Below are 18,569 nucleotides of genomic sequence, written 5' to 3' on the forward strand. Positions count from 1 at the left end.
GAGCCGCTTCGCCTTGTCGTGCCCTGCATCGTTGCGGGCATAGGGTGCCGTCGCGGTGCGTGCGCCGAAGCGATCGGGGAGGCGTTTCTTCTCGCGTGCGGGCAGGCGGGTATCTCGCCTTCGGCCGTGCGCGAGGCGGCGACGATCGACGTGAAGGCGCACGAGGAGGGTCTGCTCGCCTTCTGCCGCGCGCGCAAGATTCCGCTTGCGACGTATTCCGCAGAGGAGTTGTCGCAGGTCGAAGGTAGCGTTTCGCCATCTGATTTCGTGCGCGCGACGGTGGGGGTCGACAATGTGTGCGAGCGCGCGGCGCTCGCGGGCGGGGGCAAACTTATCTTCCCGAAGCTCGCTCACGGCGGCGTGACCGTCGCGTTTTCCAAGGTAACTATCGAACTTTCGTTTAAGGAGCGGTGATGGGAAAGCTCTTCGTGGTGGGGATCGGCCCGGGCGGCCCCGACGGCATGACGATTGCGGCTCGGCGCGCGCTCGAGGCGGCCGACATCGTTGTGGGGTATACGAAATACGTGGAGCTCGCGCTCGCCGCCGTGCCCGACGCGGCGCATCTCGCGACGCCGATGATGCACGAGGTCGAGCGGTGCCGCCTGGCGCTTTCGCGCGCGCAGTGCCGAGAAGCCGTGGCGCTTGTGTGCAGCGGTGACGCGGGCGTGTACGGCATGGCGAGCCCCGTGCTGGAGCTTGCTGAGGACTACCCCGATGTAGACGTGGAAGTTATCGCCGGGGCCACCGCGGCTCAGAGCGGGTCGGCGGTGCTCGGCGCCCCGCTTGCCCACGACTTCGCGGTCGTGTCGCTCTCCGACCTGCTCACGCCGTGGGAGGTCATCGAGCGCAGGCTCGCCGCCGTGGCGAGCGCCGACTTCTGCATCTGTTTGTACAACCCGCGCAGCAGAAAGCGCGCCGACAGGCTCTCGCGCGCGGCGAAGATTATGCTCGAATGGAAGGCCCCCGACACGCTCTGCGGCTGGGTACGCAACATCGGGCGCGAGGGGCAGCAGTCGGGCATGTGCAGGCTCTCCGAGCTGGGGGAGTTCGACGCCGACATGTTCACCACCGTGTTCGTCGGCAACGCGGACACGAAGCGCGTAGGCGGCCGTATGGTCACGCCGCGCGGGTATCGGGAGATTCCATGCGAAAGGTAACGATCATCGGGGCGGGGCCCGGAAACCCCGACTTGCTCTCGCGCGCGGCGCTCGACGCGATTGACATCGCCGACGTGGTCATCGGCGCTCATCGCGCGCTTGTCAGCATCGACGTGCCGCCCGACGTGGTGAGATGCGAGCTCGTGAAGACGGCGGACATCGTCGCCGCGCTCACCGATGCGGCGTCGTGGCAGCGCGCCGTGGTCGTGATGACGGGCGATGTGGGGCTGTTCAGCGGCGCGCGCCGCCTGGTGGAGGCGCTCTCCGGCGACGCGCAGGTGGACGTGCGCGTCATTCCCGGCATAAGCTCAGCGTCGTATCTCGCCGCGCGCCTCGCGCGTCCATGGCAGGATTGGCGCTTCGCGAGCGCTCACGGCGTGGCGTGCGACATCGTGGCCGAGGCCGAGCGCGCAGGTGAGCTCTTCCTCGCCACGTCGGGCGGGGAAGACCCCTCGCGGCTTTCGGGCGAGCTTGTGCAGGCTGGCTTCGGGGACGCGCGCGTGACGGTGGCCGAGCGCCTGTCGTACCCCGACGAGCGCATCACCTGCGCGACCGCAAGTGAAATCGCAGGTCAGACGTTCGACGACTTGAACGTGATGCTTATCGAGTTCGCAGGCTGCGCCGGTTCGCCTGCGGGCTCTAGCGCAGCCTCCGAGACGCCGGCCGGCGCGTCTGCGCCCGCGGCGGCTTCTTTCGCGGCGGACTCTGCGGGCGCATCCCGCGCCGCGAGCTCCCGCTGGCCGTACGCTTCCTCGGGCATTCCCGACGAGCTCTTCATCCGCGGCGACGTTCCCATGACCAAGCAGGAGGTGCGCGCCGTCGCGCTCGCGAAGCTGCGCCTTACCGCGACCGACACCGTGTGGGATGTCGGCGCCGGCACGGGGAGCGTTTCGATCGAGGCGGCGCTCGTCGCGCGAGCGGGGTCGGTATGGGCGGTCGAGCGCAACGCGACCGGCGTGCGGCTCATCCGAGAGAACGCGGATGCATTCGGGTGCGGCAACGTGCATGCGGTCCCCGGTGTCGCCCCCGAAGCGCTCGCGAAACTGCCCGTCCCCGACGCCGTGTTCGTCGGCGGGAGCGCGGGCGAGCTTCCCTCCATCGTGGAGGCGGCGCTCGAGAAGAACTCGCAGGTTCGCCTGTGCGTGCCATGCGTCACCGTTGAGACGCTCACCGAGGCGTTCGCGCTCCTCTCGGGTTCGCGCTTTAAGGGGTTCGAGGCGTGCCAGGTGTCGGCCGCCCGTGCCGAGGCTGTAGGCTCGCACCATCTTATGAAGGCGCAAAACCCCGTGTTCCTCGTCAGCGCGCGTGGTGCGGGCGCGGATGCCGAGGAGCTTGCCGAAGTCGGCGCGCTTGCTGAGTCGCCTGTCGGGGAGGACCCCTCTGTCGAGGGGAACCCATCCGTTGAGGTGGTCTCGCTTGCTAACTGCAGCGCCGCAGGTGGGGAAGGCGGCGCCCGGTGAGCACGTCCATCCCGCGCTTCATGGTCGCTGCGCCCTCGAGCGGGAGCGGCAAGACGGTCGTAACGTGCGCGCTCCTGCGCGCGCTCGCGCGCCGCGGCCTTGCATGCGCGGCCTTCAAATGCGGCCCCGACTACATTGACCCGCTCTTTCATCGCCGCGTCGTGGGTGCGCGCTCGGGCAATTTAGACGGCTTCTTCACCGACGCCCCGACGCTGCGCGCACTGCTCGCATGCGGCGCCGCGGGCGCGGATGTCGCGGTGCTCGAGGGGGTCATGGGCTTCTATGACGGCATGGCGCCCGGCGTGGCCGACGCGAGCAGCTATCAGGTTGCGCGCGACACGGAAACGCCGGTCGTTTTAGTGGTGAACGGGCGCGGGGCGTCTTTATCGCTCGCCGCCGTAATCCGCGGCATCGCCGAGTTCCTGCCTTGTGCGAACGTGCGCGGCGTCGTGCTGAACAAGACGAGCGCCGCTGCCTGCGCCTACGCGGCGCCTGCGATCGAGAAGCACACGGGCGTCGCGGTTTTGGGGAATATCCCCGCCGACGAGGCGTTCTCGCTCGAAAGCCGGCATCTGGGGCTTGTGACCGCCGACGAGGTCGAGCAGCTCTCCGCGCGCATCGACAAGATGGCCGAGCTGGTGGAAAAGAGCGTCGACGTCGACCGCTTGCTCGAAATAGCGGCGACGGCACCCGATATCCGCGAGGAACCTTACCGGTTGGAGCCGATCGCGGGAGCGCGGCCCATCGTCGCCGTCGCGCGTGACGAGGCGTTCTCGTTCTACTACGAGGAGAACCTGCGCGCGCTCGAGGATCTGGGTTGCGAGCTGGCCTTTTTCAGCCCCCTGTGTGATAGCGAGTTGCCCCGGGGGACAAGCGCCCTCTATCTGGGGGGCGGCTACCCGGAGCTCCATGCGCGGCAGCTCTCCGAGAACGCGCCGATGCGCGAGGCGGTGCGGCGCGCGGTGGAATCCGGCATGCCGACGGTCGCCGAATGCGGTGGGTTTCTTTACCTGCAGCGCGAAATCGCCGATAGCGAGGGGCGGCGCTGGCCTGTTGCGGGCGCCCTTGAGGGCGCAAGCGAGAACAGGGGAAGGCTGTCCCATTTCGGGTACGTGGAGCTTACTTCCCAACGCGACGGGCTCTACGGGCCGCGCGGCACACGCATCCGCGCGCACGAGTTCCACTACTGGCAGTCCACCTGCCCGGGCGGCGACTTTTGGGCGCAGAAGCCCCGGCGCGACAAGGGCTGGCCGTGCATGACGACCACCCCGTCCCTGGTGGCGGGCTTCCCGCATGTGTACTATCCTGCGAACCCCGACGTTGCGCGCGCGTTCGCGTCTGCCGCAGCGTCGTTCGCAGAGAGGAGGCGGCATGGCTGAAGCAACCGAAACCGCGCTTGCCTGCATCCGCGAGGAAGTCGAGCGCGCGTTCTCGTCGGCGCCGGGCGCCGTGCTCGAAGCCGCGCTCTCCCGGATCGAGCCCGCAGACGAGTGCGCCCGTGCCGCCGCGTACGCCGCGTGGGACTCCATCGCGCACCCCTTGGGGGGATTGGGCGACTTTGAAGACGCCGTCGCGTGTATCGCCGCAGCTCAGGGGAGCGCCGAGGTGGCCGAGTTTCCCCGTGCGCTCGCGGTATTCTTCTCCGACAACGGGGTCGTTGCCGAAGGCGTGTCGCAAAGCGGGCAAGATGTGACGCGAGCCGTCGCGCGCAACATGTGCGAGGGGGCCGCGAGCGCCTGCCGCATGGCGGCGTTCGCGGGTGCCGAGGTAGTGCCCGTCGACGTGGGTATGGCCCGGGGCATAGAAGACGCGCGCATGGTGCGCGCGAACGTGCGGCGGGGGAGCGGCAACATCGCTCTCGGCTCCGCTATGTCTCGCGATGGGGCCGTGCGCGCGATCGAGGTCGGAATCGCCGTCGCGTGCGGGCTTGCCCGCGCCGGCGTGCGCCTTCTGGCCTCGGGCGAGATGGGCATCGGCAACACGACCACCTCGGCGGCGGTGGCCGCAGTGCTCATCCGGGCGGACGCGCGGAGCCTCGTCGGGCGCGGCGCGGGGCTCTCGGACGCATCGCTCGCGCGCAAGCGCGACGTGGTCGAGCGCGCTATCGACGCGAACTCGCCCGATCCCGCCGACCCGATCGACGTGCTCTCGAAGGTGGGCGGCTTCGACATCGCGGCGATGTGTGGCTTCTACCTGGGGGCCGCGGCCTCGAAGGCGCCGGCGCTCCTCGACGGGGTCATATCCTGCACGGCGGCCCTGTGCGCGGCGCGCCTGTGCCCCAACGCCTTGGGCTACCTCGTGGGCACCCACGCATCAAGCGAACCCGCAAGCCAGGAGCTCCTTCGCGAGCTCGGCATAAAGGCACCACTCGACGCAGGCATGCACTTGGGTGAGGGCGCGGGCGCCATGGCGTATCTGCCCCTTCTGGATTCGGCGTTGCGCGTGTACCGGGATGGGAAGACGTTCACGGCGACTGGCATGGCTGCTTACGAGCATTTCGAGGCCGGGAAATGACGGTGACACTCGTCATCGGCGCCGCCGCGAGCGGCAAGAGCGCCTACGCCGAGTCCCTGTGCCTCGGGCACGACGGCCCCCGCGTGTACCTGGCAACGATGGAGCCCTTCGGGGAAGAGGGCGCCCGCCGCATCGCGCGCCATCGGGCGCTGCGCGAGGGCAAGGGGTTTTCTACCCTCGAGTGCACGCGTGACGTGGGCGCCGCAGTGCCCGGGCTTCCGCGCGGCTGCACGCTTCTTTTGGAGGACGTGGGCAACCTGGTTGCGAACGAGCTCTTCGCGGAAGGCGGCTTGTCCCCGCGTGACCCCGACGCTGCGGCGCGCGAGGTGCTCGGAGGCATTGAACGGCTCGCTCAGGCCGCTGCGTATACGGTGGTGGTCACCGTCGACGTGTTCGCCGATGGGATGCGCTACGATGAAGGGACCGAGGCATGGAGGCGCGCGCTCGCGCGCGTGAACGCGGGTGTGGCGGCGCTGGCCGACCGCGCAGTCGAAGTGGTATGCGGGATTCCCGTGTGGATGAAAGGCGAAGGACCTACAAGGTGAAGATAGTAGAGGCAATCGGCGCGGCGTTCGGAACGTTCTCGCGCATCCCCGTCCCGAAATCGGCCTGGACCGATTTCGGGTCAACCCATGCGCTTGCCGCGTTTCCCCTGGTGGGCCTTGCGGAAGGCTTCCTCATGACGGCGTGGGGGTACGTGGCGAACTTGCTCGGCGTGCCCGCGACCATCGTCGCGGCCGTGCTCGTGGCGCTGCCTGTGGCGGTGACGGGAGGCATCCACCTAGACGGGCTCTGCGACACCTCCGATGCGCTTGCAAGTTGGGCCCCGCGCGAGCGAAAGCTCGAGATCATGCACGACCCGCGAGCGGGCGCCTTCGGGGTCATCGGTGTTGTTGTGTACCTTATTCTGCAGTTTTCCCTTTTCACCGCGCTGTCGCTTACGGCGGGGGCGTTCCTCGCGCTTCTGTGCTCTCTCGTGTTCTCCCGCTCGCTTTCGGGGCTCGCCGTTGAATGCTGGCCTGCCGCGCGGGCGGACGGCATGGCCGCGGGGCTCTCGCCTGCGAAGAAGCGCGCGGCGATCGTCGTGCCGCTTTGCGCTTTCGCTGCGGCTTCGGCTGCAGGGATGGTCGCGTGCGCTCAGGCCGTCGGCGCCCTTATGGCTGTGGCGGGGCTTTTGGCGCTCGCGTGGTACCGCCATGTTGCCCTGTCCCGCTTCGGCGGGGTGACGGGGGATTTGGCCGGATGGTTTCTGCAATGGGCCGAGCTCGCGATGCTTGCCATGCTGGTGGCGGGGGGCATGCTCCTATGATGCTCGTGGTAGGTGGCGCGCATTCGGGGAAGAGGACCTTCGTGCGCGAAAAGCTCGGGTTCGCGGCGGACGATTTCGTCGACGCGGCGCAGTTTGCGGAGGGCGGCGTGCCCGCGGCTTTTGCCGGCCGTGTCGCTTACCGTGCTGAGGAACTCGTACGCGCGCTCGACGCTGACCGGGCGCTCGAGCGGCTGATCGGCTTCGACGTAGTGATTCTGTCCTTGGTCGGCTCGGGGGTCATCCCTATGCGTGCGGAAGACGCCCAATGGCGCGAGCGCGCGGGGCGCCTGGGATGCGCGCTCGCTGCGCGCGCCGATGTCGTCGTGCACATGACGTGCGGGATACCCCAGGTCATCAAAGGAAACCTTGTCGATGCGCCTCGAGGGGCGCAGGGTGCGGGCGCGCCTTTGGAAGTCGTCTTCGTGCGCCATGGTGCCACGGCGGGCACGGAAGACCATCGCTACAGCGGGGCGGGCACCGACGAGCCCCTGTCGAGCGCGGGTGAGCGCGCTTTGCGCGACCTCGCGTGCTATCGTGACGTGTTCCGTGTTATCACGAGCGGCATGGCCCGCACCGACCAGACGGCGCGCATCCTCTTCCCGAACGCGGAGTTTATTGCGTGCCCCGGTCTGCGCGAGATGGATTTCGGCGACTTCGAGGGGCGAAGCGCCGCCGAGCTTAAAGAGGATGCGCGCTACCGCGCTTGGGTAGACTCCTGGTGCGAGACGCGCTGCCCGCATGGCGAGGGCAAGAGCGATTTCACCCGCCGCGTCGTCGCGGCGTTTCGGGAGGCGTGCGAATCGGAGCGCGTCCAGGGGAGTGGGCGCGCCGTCTTCGTCGTTCACGCGGGTACCGTGAAAGCATTGCTCTCCGAGCTAGCTGTCCCGAAAATTGGATACTTCGACGTGCATACCGAGCCGGGCGGCGCATGGGCCGCCACCTGGGATGGGCGCTGCCTTCGCGACGTTCGCCCCGCTTCGGGGGGCGATGCCCGGTGATGACGATTCTTGCCGTCGCCGCCGGGTTCGCGACCGACCTTGCCTTCGGCGACCCGCGCTGGCTTCCCCATCCCGTCGTCGCCATGGGGCGCGCGATCACGTGTGCCGAAGGCCGCCTGCGGCGCGCATTCCCGCAAACGTCCGCGGGCACGCGCGCCGCAGGACTTGTGCTCGCCGTGGCGCTTCCGCTTGCGTGTGGGCTTTTGACCTGGGGAATCCTGCATCTTTGCGGCATGGTTCACTCCGGCCTGCGCTTCGTGGCCGAGGCATGGGCGAGCTATCAGATTCTCGCGGCATGCGAGCTGCGCCGCCAGAGCCTGGCCGTGGCCCGTGCGTTCTCGAGGGGCGGCCTTGTCGCGGCGCGTGAAGCTGTCGGGCTCATCGTGGGACGCGACACGTCTGTTCTCGACGAGCAGGGCGTCGCGCGCGCCGCCGTGGAAACGGTGGCGGAGAACGCGAGCGACGGCGTCATCGCGCCGCTTTTCTACCTTATGATCGGGGGTGCGCCTTTGGGCATGGCGTACAAGGCGGTGAACACGCTCGACAGCATGGTGGGCTACAAAAACGAGCGCTACATCGACTTCGGCTGCGCCTCGGCGCGCCTCGACGATGCGGTGAACTGGATTCCCTCGCGGTTATCGGCCCTGTTCATGATCGCCGTGTGCCCGATCGTCGGGCTCGACGCGCGCGGGGCGGCGCGCATCTGGCGCCGCGACAGGCGTCGCCATGCGAGCCCGAACGCGGCGCAGACCGAGTCGGCGTGCGCGGGTGCGCTCGGACTGCGCCTGGCAGGACCCGCGGTGTATTTCGGCAAGCTCGTTGAGAAACCGACGATAGGCGACGCGTCCCGCGAAATCGAGTGGGGCGACATCGCCCGGGCGACAAGGCTCATGCTCGCCGCGTCCGTATGCGCGCTCGTCGTCTTCGGCGCCGCGCGCGCGGCGGTCGTGCTCGCCGTGGGGGCGATGGCATGAGGAAAGACCACGCCGCGCCCCGGGCTGCCGGGGGAATCCTGCGCGCCCGCACGCATGGGGGCAGCGCGCAATCGCTCGGCATCGCTTGCGAAGGGGGTGCCTCCGACCTCATTGACTTCTCGGTGAACGTGAATCCGGCAGGCCCCTCGCCGCGCGCCGTCGCCGCAGCTTGCAAGGCGCTTTCTCGAATCGACGCCTACCCCGATAGGGAAAGCCTCGCCCTCGGTCGCGCGCTAGCGCGCGACCAGGGCATTCCCGAAGATACTATCGTCTGCGGCGCGGGCGCGTCCGACATCATCTGGCGGCTCGCCGCGGCGGTGCGCTCGAAACGCCTCGTCGTGTGCGCGCCGACGTTCTCTGAATATGCGGAGGCGGCATCGTACTACGGCGCATGCGTGCAGGAGTTCCCGCTCTCCGAAGCGGACGACTTCGACGTGCCTGCCTCCTTCGCCCGCGCGATCGAGGGGCCGAGAGACGTGGCGTACCTCTGCAATCCGAACAACCCGACGGGGCGCCTCGTCGACCCCCGTGTGATCGATGCTGCGGCCTGCCGCTGCGAGCAGGTGGGCGCGCTGCTCGTCGTGGACGAGTGCTTTCTCGGATTTGCGCCCGACGCCCGCGAAAGGAGCGTGGCCGCACGCGCCGCGTGTTCGCGCCATGTGGCCGTGCTCTCCGCGTTCACCAAGCTCTACGGAATGGCGGGGTTGCGGTTGGGATATCTGATCAGCGGAAACGCCCAACTCATCGAGGGGATTCGCCGGGCGGGGCAGGCGTGGCCCGTCTCCTCGGTCGCCGAGGCCGCGGGCATCGCCGCCCTGGAGGACGTTGAATACGTCTCGCGCACGCGCGATGTATTGGCGGGCGAGCGAGCTTGGCTTTCCCATGAGCTCTCCTCGCTCGGGCTTTCCGTCGTGCCGTCGGATGCGAACTTCCTTTTAGTCCGCACGCCGGCGAAAGACATCCCCGAGCGCCTGTATAAACAGGGGGTTTTGGTCCGCACGTGCGACTCGTTTTCGGTACTGTCCCGTTTCTGGTGCCGCGTCGCGGTGCGCACGCGCAAGGAGAATGCCCGGCTTGCGATGGCGTTCAGCCGTGCGCTTCGGGCGGAAGGCGCATCGGGCGAAGGCGAACCCGACGAACGGGGCGGCGCTTCTTGCAGCGGCGCTATGGCGGGCGCGGATGGCCGAGGCTCGGCGAAGGAGGTCGATACCCGTGGGTAGGGCGAAGCCCATCATGATCCAGGGCACCATGTCGAACGCGGGGAAGAGCCTGCTTGCGGCTGGGCTGTGCCGCGTACTTTCGCAGGACGGCCTGCGCGTGACTCCCTTCAAGAGCCAGAACATGGCACTCAACAGCGGTGTCACGGCCGACGGGCTCGAGATGGGGCGCGCCCAGATTATGCAGGCCGAGGCGTGCGGCATCGCGCCCGACGTGCGCATGAACCCCATCCTGCTCAAGCCCGAAAGCGGCCACCGAAGCCAGCTCATCGTGGCCGGCAAGGCGCAGGGAGCCTTCGCTGCGAGGGACTACTTCGCGCGAAAGAAGGCGCTCATGCCGCAGATTTTGGAGGCGTTCGATTCGCTCGCGGAGGAAAACGACGTCATCGTCATCGAGGGCGCCGGCAGCCCCGCCGAAATCAACCTTGCCGAAAACGACATCGTCAACATGGGGCTCGCGCGCGCCGTGTCCTCCCCCGTGCTGCTCGCGGGCGACATCGACCCGGGCGGGGTGTTTGCCCAGCTCTACGGCACGGTCGCGCTCCTTGCGCCCGAGGACCGCGCGCTTTTGCGGGGGCTTGTGGTGAACAAGTTCCGCGGCGATGTGGAAATCCTGCGCCCGGGTTTGGCCCCGCTCGAGAAGATGTGCGGGGTTCCCGTCGTGGGGGTCGTGCCGTATCTTACGCTCGACCTGGACGACGAGGACTCGCTCGCGCCGCGCCTATCTGCCCGCGAGGCGCGCGGCGTCATCGACGTCGCCGTCGTGCGTCTTCCGCATCTGTCGAACTTCACCGACTTCGACCCGCTTTCGCGCGTGCCCGGCGTGGGCGTGCGCTACGTTTCCTCGACGACCGATCTGGGCCGACCCGACCTGGTGGTGCTTCCCGGCTCGAAGACCACGCTCGACGACGCGCGCTGGCTTGCGGCTAGCGGCATCGGAGCCTGTGTACGCGCGCTTTCGGGCGCGGGCACGCCGGTGCTCGGCATATGCGGAGGCTACCAGCTTTTGGGAGACGAGCTTTCCGACCCGCACGGCAGGGAAGGCGCTGGCACCGCGCGCGGGCTCGGGCTCATCCCTGCAAGTACGGTGTTCAAGGAGGAAAAGCGCCTCGCCCAGTCGGAGCTGCGCATCACGGGCGCCCAAGGCGCGTTCTCGGTGTGGAACGGCATGACGGCGCGCGGGTACGAGATTCACGACGGCGAAACGACCGTCCTCTGCGCCCCTGCGGGCACGATTGGCGGCAAACCAGAAGGCGCGGCCTGCGGAAACGTGTTCGGAACCTATCTCCACGGCCTGTTCGACGAACCGGGGGTGGCGCTCGCTCTCGCGCGCTCGCTCGCGCGCATGCGCGGCCTGCCCGAGAGCGTCGTGGGTGCTGCGGGCGCAGCGTCCGCAGCCGATCACCGTGCGCGCGAGTTCGACCGCCTGGCCGACGTCGTGCGCGGGGCGCTTGACATGGAGTATGTCTACCGCATTATCGAGGAGGGCGTATGATCCACGTGTATCATGGCGACGGCAAAGGCAAGACCACGGCGGCGATGGGCCTCGCCCTTCGCATGCTCGCCGCAGGCCGCCGCGTCGTCGTCGTGCAGTTCCTGAAAGACGGCGAAAGCGGGGAGGCGCGCCTGCTCGCCGAGCATTTCGGCGTGCCCGTGTTCGCGGGGAAGGTGTCGGACAAGTTTACCTGGTCGATGACGTCGGAAGATCTTGCCGCGACGTGCGAGCTGCACGATGGGAACCTCGCTTCCGCGCTCGCCGAGCTCGAGGGCGCTCAGGAGGGGCTGCTCGTGCTCGACGAGGCGCTCGACGCGCTTTCGAAGGGGCTTGTCGACGAGGCGCTCGTGGACCGCGCGCTCGATATGTCCGCGCGTGGCGTCGAAGTAGCGCTCACCGGGCGCGCGCCTTCCCGCAAAATCGTGGAGAAGGCCGACTACATAACCGAGATGCGGTGCGAGAAACACCCCTACTCTCAGGGGATATGTGCAAGGGAAGGAGTGGAGTACTAGATGGATTCCAAGGAGATGGCGCCCGGCGACATCGAGCGGCGCAGCTTCGAGATCATCACCGAAGAGCTCGGCAGCCGCACGTTCCCGCCGCTCGAAGGGCCCGTCGTTAAACGCGTCATCCACACCACTGCCGACTTCTCGTACGCCGATTCCCTCGTGTTCACCCATGACGCTGCGCACTGTGCGCTCGACGCTCTGCGTGCAGGGGCCACGGTGCTCACCGACACGAACATGGCGCTCGCAGGCATAAGCAAGCCCGCGCTCGCGAAGCTCGGCTGCAAGGCCGTGTGCTACATGGCCGACCCTGATGTCGCCGCGGCTGCGCGCGCCGCGGGCACGACTCGCGCCGTTGCGAGCATGGACAAAGCTTGCGGCATCGAGGGTCCGCTCATCGTGGCCGTCGGCAACGCTCCCACAGCACTTCTGCGCCTCGCCGAGCTCATGGACGCGGGGAAGATCGCGCCCGCGCTCGTCGTTGGGGTGCCGGTCGGGTTTGTGAACGTGGTCGAGGCGAAAGAGGAGCTACTCGCACGACGCGTGCCGGCCATCGTCGCGAGGGGTCGCAAGGGCGGCTCGACCGTGGCGGCTGCCATTATGAACGCGCTGCTCTACCAGATCACGCGCACAGGCGGCCCGAAGTGACGGCTCCCGCATCCGCGCCGGCGCTGCGCATCTTCGCCGGCACCACCGAGGGCCGCCTTCTGTGCGAATGGGCGAGCGGGGCGGGCATCCCCGCCCGTGCCTACGCGGCAACAGAGTACGGAGGCGAACTTTTGGGCGAGCTTCCGGGCATCGAGGTGCATGCGGGCAGGCTCGACGAGGCCGACATGGAGCGCGAGCTTTCCGGCGCGCGCATCGTCGTCGACGCCACGCACCCCTTCGCTACGCTCGCAAGCGGCAACATCCGGGCCGCTTCGCTCGCCGTGGGTGCACGATGCCTGCGCCTTGCGCGCCCGGTCGAGGCGCTGCCCAAAGGCGTCGTGTCGGTCGCGTCGATCGCCTGCGCGGCGCGCTTTCTCTCCGAGAACCCGGGTCGCGCTCTTCTCACGACGGGGAGCAAGGAGCTTGCTCCCTACACGCGCGTCGCCGATTTCGCGGAGCGCTTCTTCGTGCGCGTGCTCCCGCTGCCCGGTGCTATAACGAAGTGCATCGACGCGGGGTTTTCGCCGTCGCACGTCATCGGCATGCAGGGGCCCTTCACCCGCGAGCTCAACGAGGCGATGCTTCGGCAGGTGGGCGCCCAGTGGCTTGTGACCAAGGACTCGGGAACCGTAGGCGGCACGGCCGAGAAGCTCGCCTCCGCGCGCGACGTGGGAGCGCGCTGCATCGTGGTCACCCGTCCCGCCGAGGGAGGCGGGGCCCTTTCGCTTCGGGAAGTGGAAGACGCGCTCTTACGGGAGTTCGCGCGCTAGGCGCTTGCCGCGCCTGCGCGCCCTCCCGCCCGCGAGGAGGAGCGCCCCGTGCAAGCTCGACCCGTACAAGCCCGTCATCCATCAATAGCTCGAGGACGACGCCCAGAACTGGCGCAAACAGTCCTTCAATAAGTTGCGGTGAAATAGTGTCTGTTTTTGCTGCTAGATAGCATATTCGGTTCCTAATTCACCGCAACTTGTTGGTGGTGGCTTACTGGTAGCTGGTGGTGGCTTACTGGTAGCGTAGGCACTCCACCGGGTTGAGCTTTGCCGCGCGGCGAGCGGGGTAGAAGCCAAAGATTACGCCGATGCCGACGGAGACGCCGAAGGCCAGCAGCACCGTGGCGATTGAAAAGCTCGGTGTGATCTCCCCACTGGCACCGAGCTCGTTGAGAACCCCTGATCCTGCGGCAAACATCGCGAGGCTCCAGGCCAGCAGATAGCCAATCAGGACACCCAGCAGGCCACCGGTGACGCACAGCGCCGAGGACTCGGCCAAAAACTGCGCGGTGATATCGCGGCGACTGGCGCCCAAGGCACGGCGAATACCGATCTCGCGGATGCGCTCAGTCACGTTGGTAAGCATCATATTCATAATGCCGATTCCGCCGACAAGCAGTGAGATACTGGCGACAGCGCCCATGATGAGCGAGAAGGCGCCCATAAACGAGTTGAGTGCATCGATGGCGCTTTTCATGGAGGTCGCCGATACGCTGTCGTACTCATCATCCTCCGAGATGCCCTTCATCGCGCGCACCTTAGACTCGATGGTCTTGCAGAGCTCGTCCATGTCTGTGCCCTCGGCGGCAAGTGCCGTCACGCTGGGGAATGAAGGATTCTCGTCGCCAAACAGCCCGGCGATGGTTTCGCGTGGCATATACAGCGTGAGCGAGCCCATGGAGTCGCTGCCGCCATCAATCACGCCTACAATCTGCACCTCGCCGTTGGAGACCTTAATAGTCTTGCCCACCGCGTCCTGTTCGTTGCCGTAAAGCTGATCGGCGCCGCCACGGCTGATGAGCGCCACGCGCGAGCCTGATTGGGACTCGGCCTGGGAATAGGTGCGCCCCGCAACGAGCTTGCTGGCTCCCACGGCGTCGAGCATGTCGCTATCGACACCCTGTGCCATGACGGTATAGCTTTTATCGCCGGTCTTGTATTCGGTATACCCGCTGTCGACAATGCCGATCTGCTCTATCTGCGGCACCAGTTTTTGAAGCTTTTCGATGTCCGACTCGGTGAGTTCTTGCGACGAATAGATTTGCACCATGCGCGCCGCATTGAGGCCCAGACTGTTGACCAGGCTGTTTTGGATTCCGCCGATGAGCGAAGTCATGGCGATAACTGAGGCGATGCCGATGACAATACCCAGGATGGTGAGCAGGCTGCGCCCCTTGTTGGCCTCGAGCGAGTGAAGGGCTTCTTGGACAAGATCGCGGGTGCTCATGCCTTCGCTCCTTTCGGCTGATTGGTGGTTGCAGAAATCGCGGGCAGGTTTTTGACGGCCCCGCGTAACGTATTCGGTGTATGCGCGACATATGCGCCGTCATGGATTCGCCCGTCACGGATGGTTACGGCTCGATCGGCCTCGGCGGCGATGCCGGGGTCATGCGTGATGAGTACGATGGTCTTGCCGCGTTTCTGGAGCTTGTGGAAGGTTTCCATGACGAGCGCCCCGGTTGTCGAGTCTAGATTTCCCGTTGGCTCGTCGGCCAAAATGATGGGCGGGTCGTTGACGAGGGCGCGCGCGATGGCGACGCGCTGCATCTGTCCGCCCGAGAGTTCCGATATGCGGTGGTCCCAATGGTCGACCGGCAATGTGACGGCTTGCAGCGCGTGCACGGCGCGCATCTCGCGCTGGCTACGCGGCACATTGGTGTAGGACAGCGGCAGCATGACGTTTTCGATCACCGTCAGACGCGGCAGCAAGTTAAAACTCTGAAAGACAAAGCCGATGCTCAGCGCGCGCACCTCGGTGAGCTCATCATCGTCGAGCTCGGCGACGTTGAGCCCTTGCAGGAAATAATCACCCGCCGTCGGCTTGTCCAGGCAGCCCAGGATGTTCATGAGCGTCGACTTGCCCGAGCCCGAGGGGCCGGTGATGGCGACGAACTCACCGGGGTTCACCGCCAGGCTCACGTTGTGCAGGATGTGGGCGCAACCGGCCTCGCTCTCAAAGATGCGGTGCACGTTGCGGATGTCGATGACGGGACGCATTACTTGCCCTCGTCGGCAGACATATTGTCGCCGCCGTCTGCCGTCATGCCTGTGCCGGTATCCGTCACAATGGTGTCGCCGTCGCGTAACTTGGTAACCGGGACGTCTGGGTTGATCTCGTTGCCCTGGTCGTCGCGCTTGACCTGCGTCTTACCGACTACAGCCTCGTTGTCGTTTTGCGTCACGACGGTCACCTTCACGCGGCGCGTCTTCTTGCCTTCCGAATCGGTGGCCAGATTGACGTAATAGTGCTCGCCATCTTCGGTCATCAGCGCCATGGTCGGCACCATAACCACGTCGTCGAGCTTCTCGGTCACTACCGAGACCTCAGCAGTCATACCCGGCTTAAGGCGACTGTCGGGTGCTTCGATGAGGATGTCGACGTTAAAGGTTACGCTGCCGCCGCCGGAGTTGGAGTCGGAGTTTGCCACCGAGGCGATGGCCGTGACCGTTCCCTGGCTCACGATATCGGGAAACGCTGGATAGGTCACGTTGGCGCTCTGGCCCACGGCGATCTTGGCGATATCCTTTTCGCCCACCTGCACGGTCACCTTCATCTTGGACAGGTCGGCAATCTGCATGCACTGCTTGCCGCCGCTTGTATCGCTTTCGCCCATGATCATGCCGCCTGTTACCGTGGCGCCCACCTTGGCGTTGAGCTCCACGATGCTGCCCGAGCTGGGGGCCTTTACGGTGCGCTCGGCCGCCTTTGCAGTTGCCTGTTCCAGCGCTGCCTGGGCCGAGGCGAGGTTGCGCTGGGCGGTCGAGACGGCATTTGCGTTGGCGTTTGCGTCCGATGGACCGGTCGATCCGTCACTGTCCGTTGTCGGTGCGGCCTGTGCGGCCGCGAGTGCCACCTTTGCATTGTTCAGGTCTTCCTGGGCGGCCGCGACCGCGCGCTGCGCCTCGGAAACAGCGCTATCGAGCGCGTCGTTCTTAATGGTCATGAGTACGTCGCCCTCGTTGACGCTCTGTCCGGCCTGCATGTTGATCTTTTCAACCGTACCGTCGACAGAAGGGGAGACGACCGATGCCGAGATGGGCTTAAGCTGCCCCTTGGCTTCGACTGTGGTGGTAAACGTGCCTTCGGTGACCATGTCGGTCACCGGTCCGTTGGTGCCTGCGGGTTGCGCGTTGATGACCAGCGTTGCGATGATGGCAATGAGTGCGATGGCAACAACGACACCGACGGCGATACCGCGTCGGATGAGCTTTTTGCGCCGACGCTCAGCACGCTTTGCCTTGAGCTTTGCATAGGCTTCTTCATCGGAGATATCGGTCGAATCGTCGAGACTCGTTTGGGGCTGCTTGGTGTCTGCAGCGCTGATAATCGGCAGGGTCTCGGTGGCATCTTGGGGCATGCGATCGGAATCGTCAGGACCCGGATTGATCGTGGGGACCTTGGACATAGCGTCTCCTTTATCGATATGGCTCCGATAAGTATATACGCCCGTCGCGATGGGCGGGCGTATAGAAGTTGCGGATGACGGTACTGTAAGTTTTGTCGCCGTGCTGTTTACTTGTTGTAGACGTTAGCTGCGTTACGAGTGCACGACCACGCAGAGGCCGACTTTGATGCGCTCGTGGAGCGACTTGGCATCGGCCAGACGCAGGTTGATACAACCGTGGCTACCGCACCACTTGTACGATTCGGCGTTATCGAAACTCGAATCGTTTTGCCAGGTGGCGTCGTGGAATCCGACCATATTGCCCTCGAACGGCATCCAGTAGCTTACCGGGCTCTCGTATTTGGGCTTGCCGGTCTCGGGGTCCTTGGCACCGATAAGCTTGCTGGCGCCATTGTTGCTGTTGATCTGCCATACGCCCTCGGGGGTGGCGTCCTCTCCCGGCTTGCCAGAAATAAAGTTGGCCTCCCAAACGATATTACCGTTCTCGTCATAGTAGCGCGCGTGCTGCTCGGACAGATCGACGTCGATATACGCCTTCCAGTCGGGCTCTCCCTTTGCGGTAAAGGTGTCGGCCTTCTGGGAGTACTTGATCTCGATTTCGCCGGTCTGCTTGTTGTTAATGGCGTCCTCGACCTGCTTGGCGAGCGAGCTGCTGTCGATGGACCAACCAAAGTCACCGCCTTCGACGGCACACTGCTTGCCATCGGCGCGCGTCCACCAGCGAGTGGAGCCCACGGTATTAAAGCCGTTGGCGAGCTCGGCTGCCCAACTGCTGATCTGCGACGTATCGAGCGTGGGGTTGGCCGGATCGGCAAAGCTGATCCACTGCAATACGGAGCTGCCATCAACCTTGCCGGCATCCTCGCCGTTGAGCTTGAGGGTCACGTTGACGCCCAAGAAGTTGTTGGCGGCATCGCATGCGGCCTGAATCTGATCATCGGTCAGCGTTCCATTGAGCGGCTCATAGGCATCGTTGCCGAGCTTGGAAAGATCTACGGTCTCGGCCAGCGAGGCAAGCTCGAGCTCGGCATACTTAATGACATGCTCGCGGTTGAGTTTTTCGTTGGAGCGCGCCTTCTCGACGGTAAACTTGCCGGCCTGCTCGTCATAGGAGCTATTGGCCTCGAACGCGCCCGAACGCCCCTCGTTAAACTCGTCGATGGCGGCGCCCAGATCCTTCTCAAACTGCTTTTGGTCAAAGGTGTCGGAGAGCATGGACAGGTCGACGTCTTGATCAAGATCGACTTCGTTGGAGCTAGCGGTTGTTTTGGTCTTGCCGCTTAAGGATTCTACAAGGCGAACCGGCCATACAATGGCTTCGTTGCGGCTGATAATCTCTTTTGCGGCAGCTTCGCCGTCGACAATGGGCTCATCGGACTCGGGCTGATAGGTCCAGCTAAAATCATCGCCTGTCACGGTGAGCTTATAGTGCTTCCAAGCCGAGTTGACCTTGGTGGCGGCAGACGAAGCGTTGGAGAACGAGACATCGACGCCGGCGATAGTGGTGTTGGGGTAGGCTACCTGCGAAAACGCTACAACGCCTACGATATAGACAATGACGATAAGACCCAGAACGACAAAGAGCGTCGTCTTTTTGCCCGACTTATTGTTCTCGGCGGGTTTGCGTGCGGGGCCGCGATCGCCTCGAGCGTGCGTGGGGGGCTGCTTGGGCGCATTGCCATTTGCCTGGCGCTGCTGATGCTGCTTGTTCGGACGTTGGGAAACGTTTGCCGCACCTCGCTGCTGACCGCGGCTCGGCGCGATAGGACGCGGCGACTGAACGCCGCCGGTGTGCCTGCTCGGCTGCTGCGGATCGGGAATCAGTTGAGTTCGATCGTTTTGCGACATCGTATGCATATCCTTCGGATTTCGCCTTGCGGCTCATCGTGTTTTTA

The 18,569-nt window shown here is 65.7% G+C and carries 18 protein-coding genes; 14 read left to right on the forward strand and 4 right to left on the reverse strand.

Annotation, left to right across the window (positions count from 1 at the left end; genetic code table 11):
• From DW037_RS10735 to cobK, 14 genes are all read left to right on the forward strand, one after another.
• Positions 1-414: cobalamin biosynthesis protein (locus DW037_RS10735; protein WP_233542234.1), on the forward strand; the 414-nt coding region annotated here is incomplete at its 5' end.
• Positions 414-1,157: a precorrin-3B C(17)-methyltransferase gene (gene cobJ, locus DW037_RS03620; protein ID WP_117765626.1), complete on the forward strand. Its 744-nt coding sequence runs from the start codon at positions 414-416 to the stop codon at positions 1,155-1,157. The genes DW037_RS10735 and cobJ, both read left to right, overlap by 1 nt.
• Entirely contained in the window at positions 1,145-2,617 is a 1,473-nt protein-coding gene (gene cbiE / locus DW037_RS03625; RefSeq protein ID WP_118372833.1) for a precorrin-6y C5,15-methyltransferase (decarboxylating) subunit CbiE, read from the forward strand. The genes cobJ and cbiE overlap by 13 nt, the downstream gene beginning before the upstream one ends.
• A complete protein-coding gene (locus DW037_RS03630) occupies positions 2,614-3,996 on the forward strand; it encodes a cobyrinate a,c-diamide synthase (RefSeq protein ID WP_233542236.1) in 1,383 nt (460 codons plus the stop codon). The genes cbiE and DW037_RS03630 overlap by 4 nt, the downstream gene beginning before the upstream one ends.
• The gene (locus DW037_RS03635; protein ID WP_118372834.1) at positions 3,989-5,131 is read left to right on the forward strand and encodes a nicotinate-nucleotide--dimethylbenzimidazole phosphoribosyltransferase; all 1,143 of its coding nucleotides are present in this window, start codon (positions 3,989-3,991) and stop codon (positions 5,129-5,131) included. Before DW037_RS03630 ends, DW037_RS03635 begins: the two co-directional genes overlap by 8 nt.
• Positions 5,128-5,676 carry a bifunctional adenosylcobinamide kinase/adenosylcobinamide-phosphate guanylyltransferase gene (locus tag DW037_RS03640; RefSeq protein WP_118372844.1) on the forward strand — a complete coding sequence of 183 codons (549 nt, stop codon included), beginning with the start codon at positions 5,128-5,130 and terminating at the stop codon, positions 5,674-5,676. The genes DW037_RS03635 and DW037_RS03640 overlap by 4 nt, the downstream gene beginning before the upstream one ends.
• Positions 5,673-6,440, forward strand: a complete 768-nt coding sequence (gene cobS, locus DW037_RS03645; RefSeq protein WP_158559575.1) for an adenosylcobinamide-GDP ribazoletransferase — start codon at positions 5,673-5,675, stop codon at positions 6,438-6,440. Before DW037_RS03640 ends, cobS begins: the two co-directional genes overlap by 4 nt.
• 41 nt (positions 6,441-6,481) lie before the next feature.
• The gene (locus DW037_RS03650) at positions 6,482-7,438 is read left to right on the forward strand and encodes a histidine phosphatase family protein (RefSeq protein ID WP_233542238.1); all 957 of its coding nucleotides are present in this window, start codon (positions 6,482-6,484) and stop codon (positions 7,436-7,438) included.
• Positions 7,438-8,412 carry an adenosylcobinamide-phosphate synthase CbiB gene (gene cbiB / locus DW037_RS03655; RefSeq protein WP_118372836.1) on the forward strand — a complete coding sequence of 325 codons (975 nt, stop codon included), beginning with the start codon at positions 7,438-7,440 and terminating at the stop codon, positions 8,410-8,412. The genes DW037_RS03650 and cbiB overlap by 1 nt, the downstream gene beginning before the upstream one ends.
• Complete coding sequence (locus DW037_RS03660) at positions 8,409-9,632, forward strand: histidinol-phosphate transaminase (RefSeq protein ID WP_158571930.1); 1,224 nt, start codon at positions 8,409-8,411, stop codon at positions 9,630-9,632. Before cbiB ends, DW037_RS03660 begins: the two co-directional genes overlap by 4 nt.
• Entirely contained in the window at positions 9,625-11,124 is a 1,500-nt protein-coding gene (locus DW037_RS03665; protein ID WP_233542239.1) for a cobyric acid synthase, read from the forward strand. Before DW037_RS03660 ends, DW037_RS03665 begins: the two co-directional genes overlap by 8 nt.
• Positions 11,121-11,636, forward strand: coding sequence for a cob(I)yrinic acid a,c-diamide adenosyltransferase (locus DW037_RS03670; protein WP_118372839.1), 516 nt, complete (start codon positions 11,121-11,123; stop codon positions 11,634-11,636). Before DW037_RS03665 ends, DW037_RS03670 begins: the two co-directional genes overlap by 4 nt.
• Positions 11,637-12,278 (forward strand): precorrin-8X methylmutase, encoded by a 642-nt coding sequence (locus DW037_RS03675; protein WP_117629343.1) that lies wholly within the window; start codon positions 11,637-11,639, stop codon positions 12,276-12,278.
• Positions 12,275-13,048 (forward strand): precorrin-6A reductase, encoded by a 774-nt coding sequence (gene cobK, locus DW037_RS03680; protein WP_117629344.1) that lies wholly within the window; start codon positions 12,275-12,277, stop codon positions 13,046-13,048. The genes DW037_RS03675 and cobK overlap by 4 nt, the downstream gene beginning before the upstream one ends.
• A gap of 232 nt (positions 13,049-13,280) precedes the next feature.
• Here cobK and DW037_RS03685 read toward each other — a convergent pair whose 3' ends face one another.
• The 4 genes from DW037_RS03685 to DW037_RS03700 all read right to left on the reverse strand — a co-directional run bounded on the left by DW037_RS03685 (position 13,281) and on the right by DW037_RS03700 (position 18,522).
• Complete coding sequence (locus tag DW037_RS03685) at positions 13,281-14,495, reverse strand: ABC transporter permease (RefSeq protein ID WP_117629345.1); 1,215 nt, start codon at positions 14,493-14,495, stop codon at positions 13,281-13,283.
• Positions 14,492-15,265, reverse strand: a complete 774-nt coding sequence (locus tag DW037_RS03690; protein ID WP_055250391.1) for an ABC transporter ATP-binding protein — start codon at positions 15,263-15,265, stop codon at positions 14,492-14,494. The genes DW037_RS03685 and DW037_RS03690 overlap by 4 nt, the downstream gene beginning before the upstream one ends.
• On the reverse strand, positions 15,265-16,674 hold the full coding sequence (locus DW037_RS03695; RefSeq protein WP_117629346.1) for an efflux RND transporter periplasmic adaptor subunit: 1,410 nt from the start codon (positions 16,672-16,674) through the stop codon (positions 15,265-15,267). The genes DW037_RS03690 and DW037_RS03695 overlap by 1 nt, the downstream gene beginning before the upstream one ends.
• Before the next feature lie 132 nt (positions 16,675-16,806).
• Positions 16,807-18,522 (reverse strand): L,D-transpeptidase, encoded by a 1,716-nt coding sequence (locus DW037_RS03700; protein WP_158571931.1) that lies wholly within the window; start codon positions 18,520-18,522, stop codon positions 16,807-16,809.
• Positions 18,523-18,569: the final 47 nt, after the last annotated feature.

The organism is Collinsella sp. AF39-11AT, assembly GCF_003474585.1.
GTDB lineage: Bacteria > Actinomycetota > Coriobacteriia > Coriobacteriales > Coriobacteriaceae > Collinsella.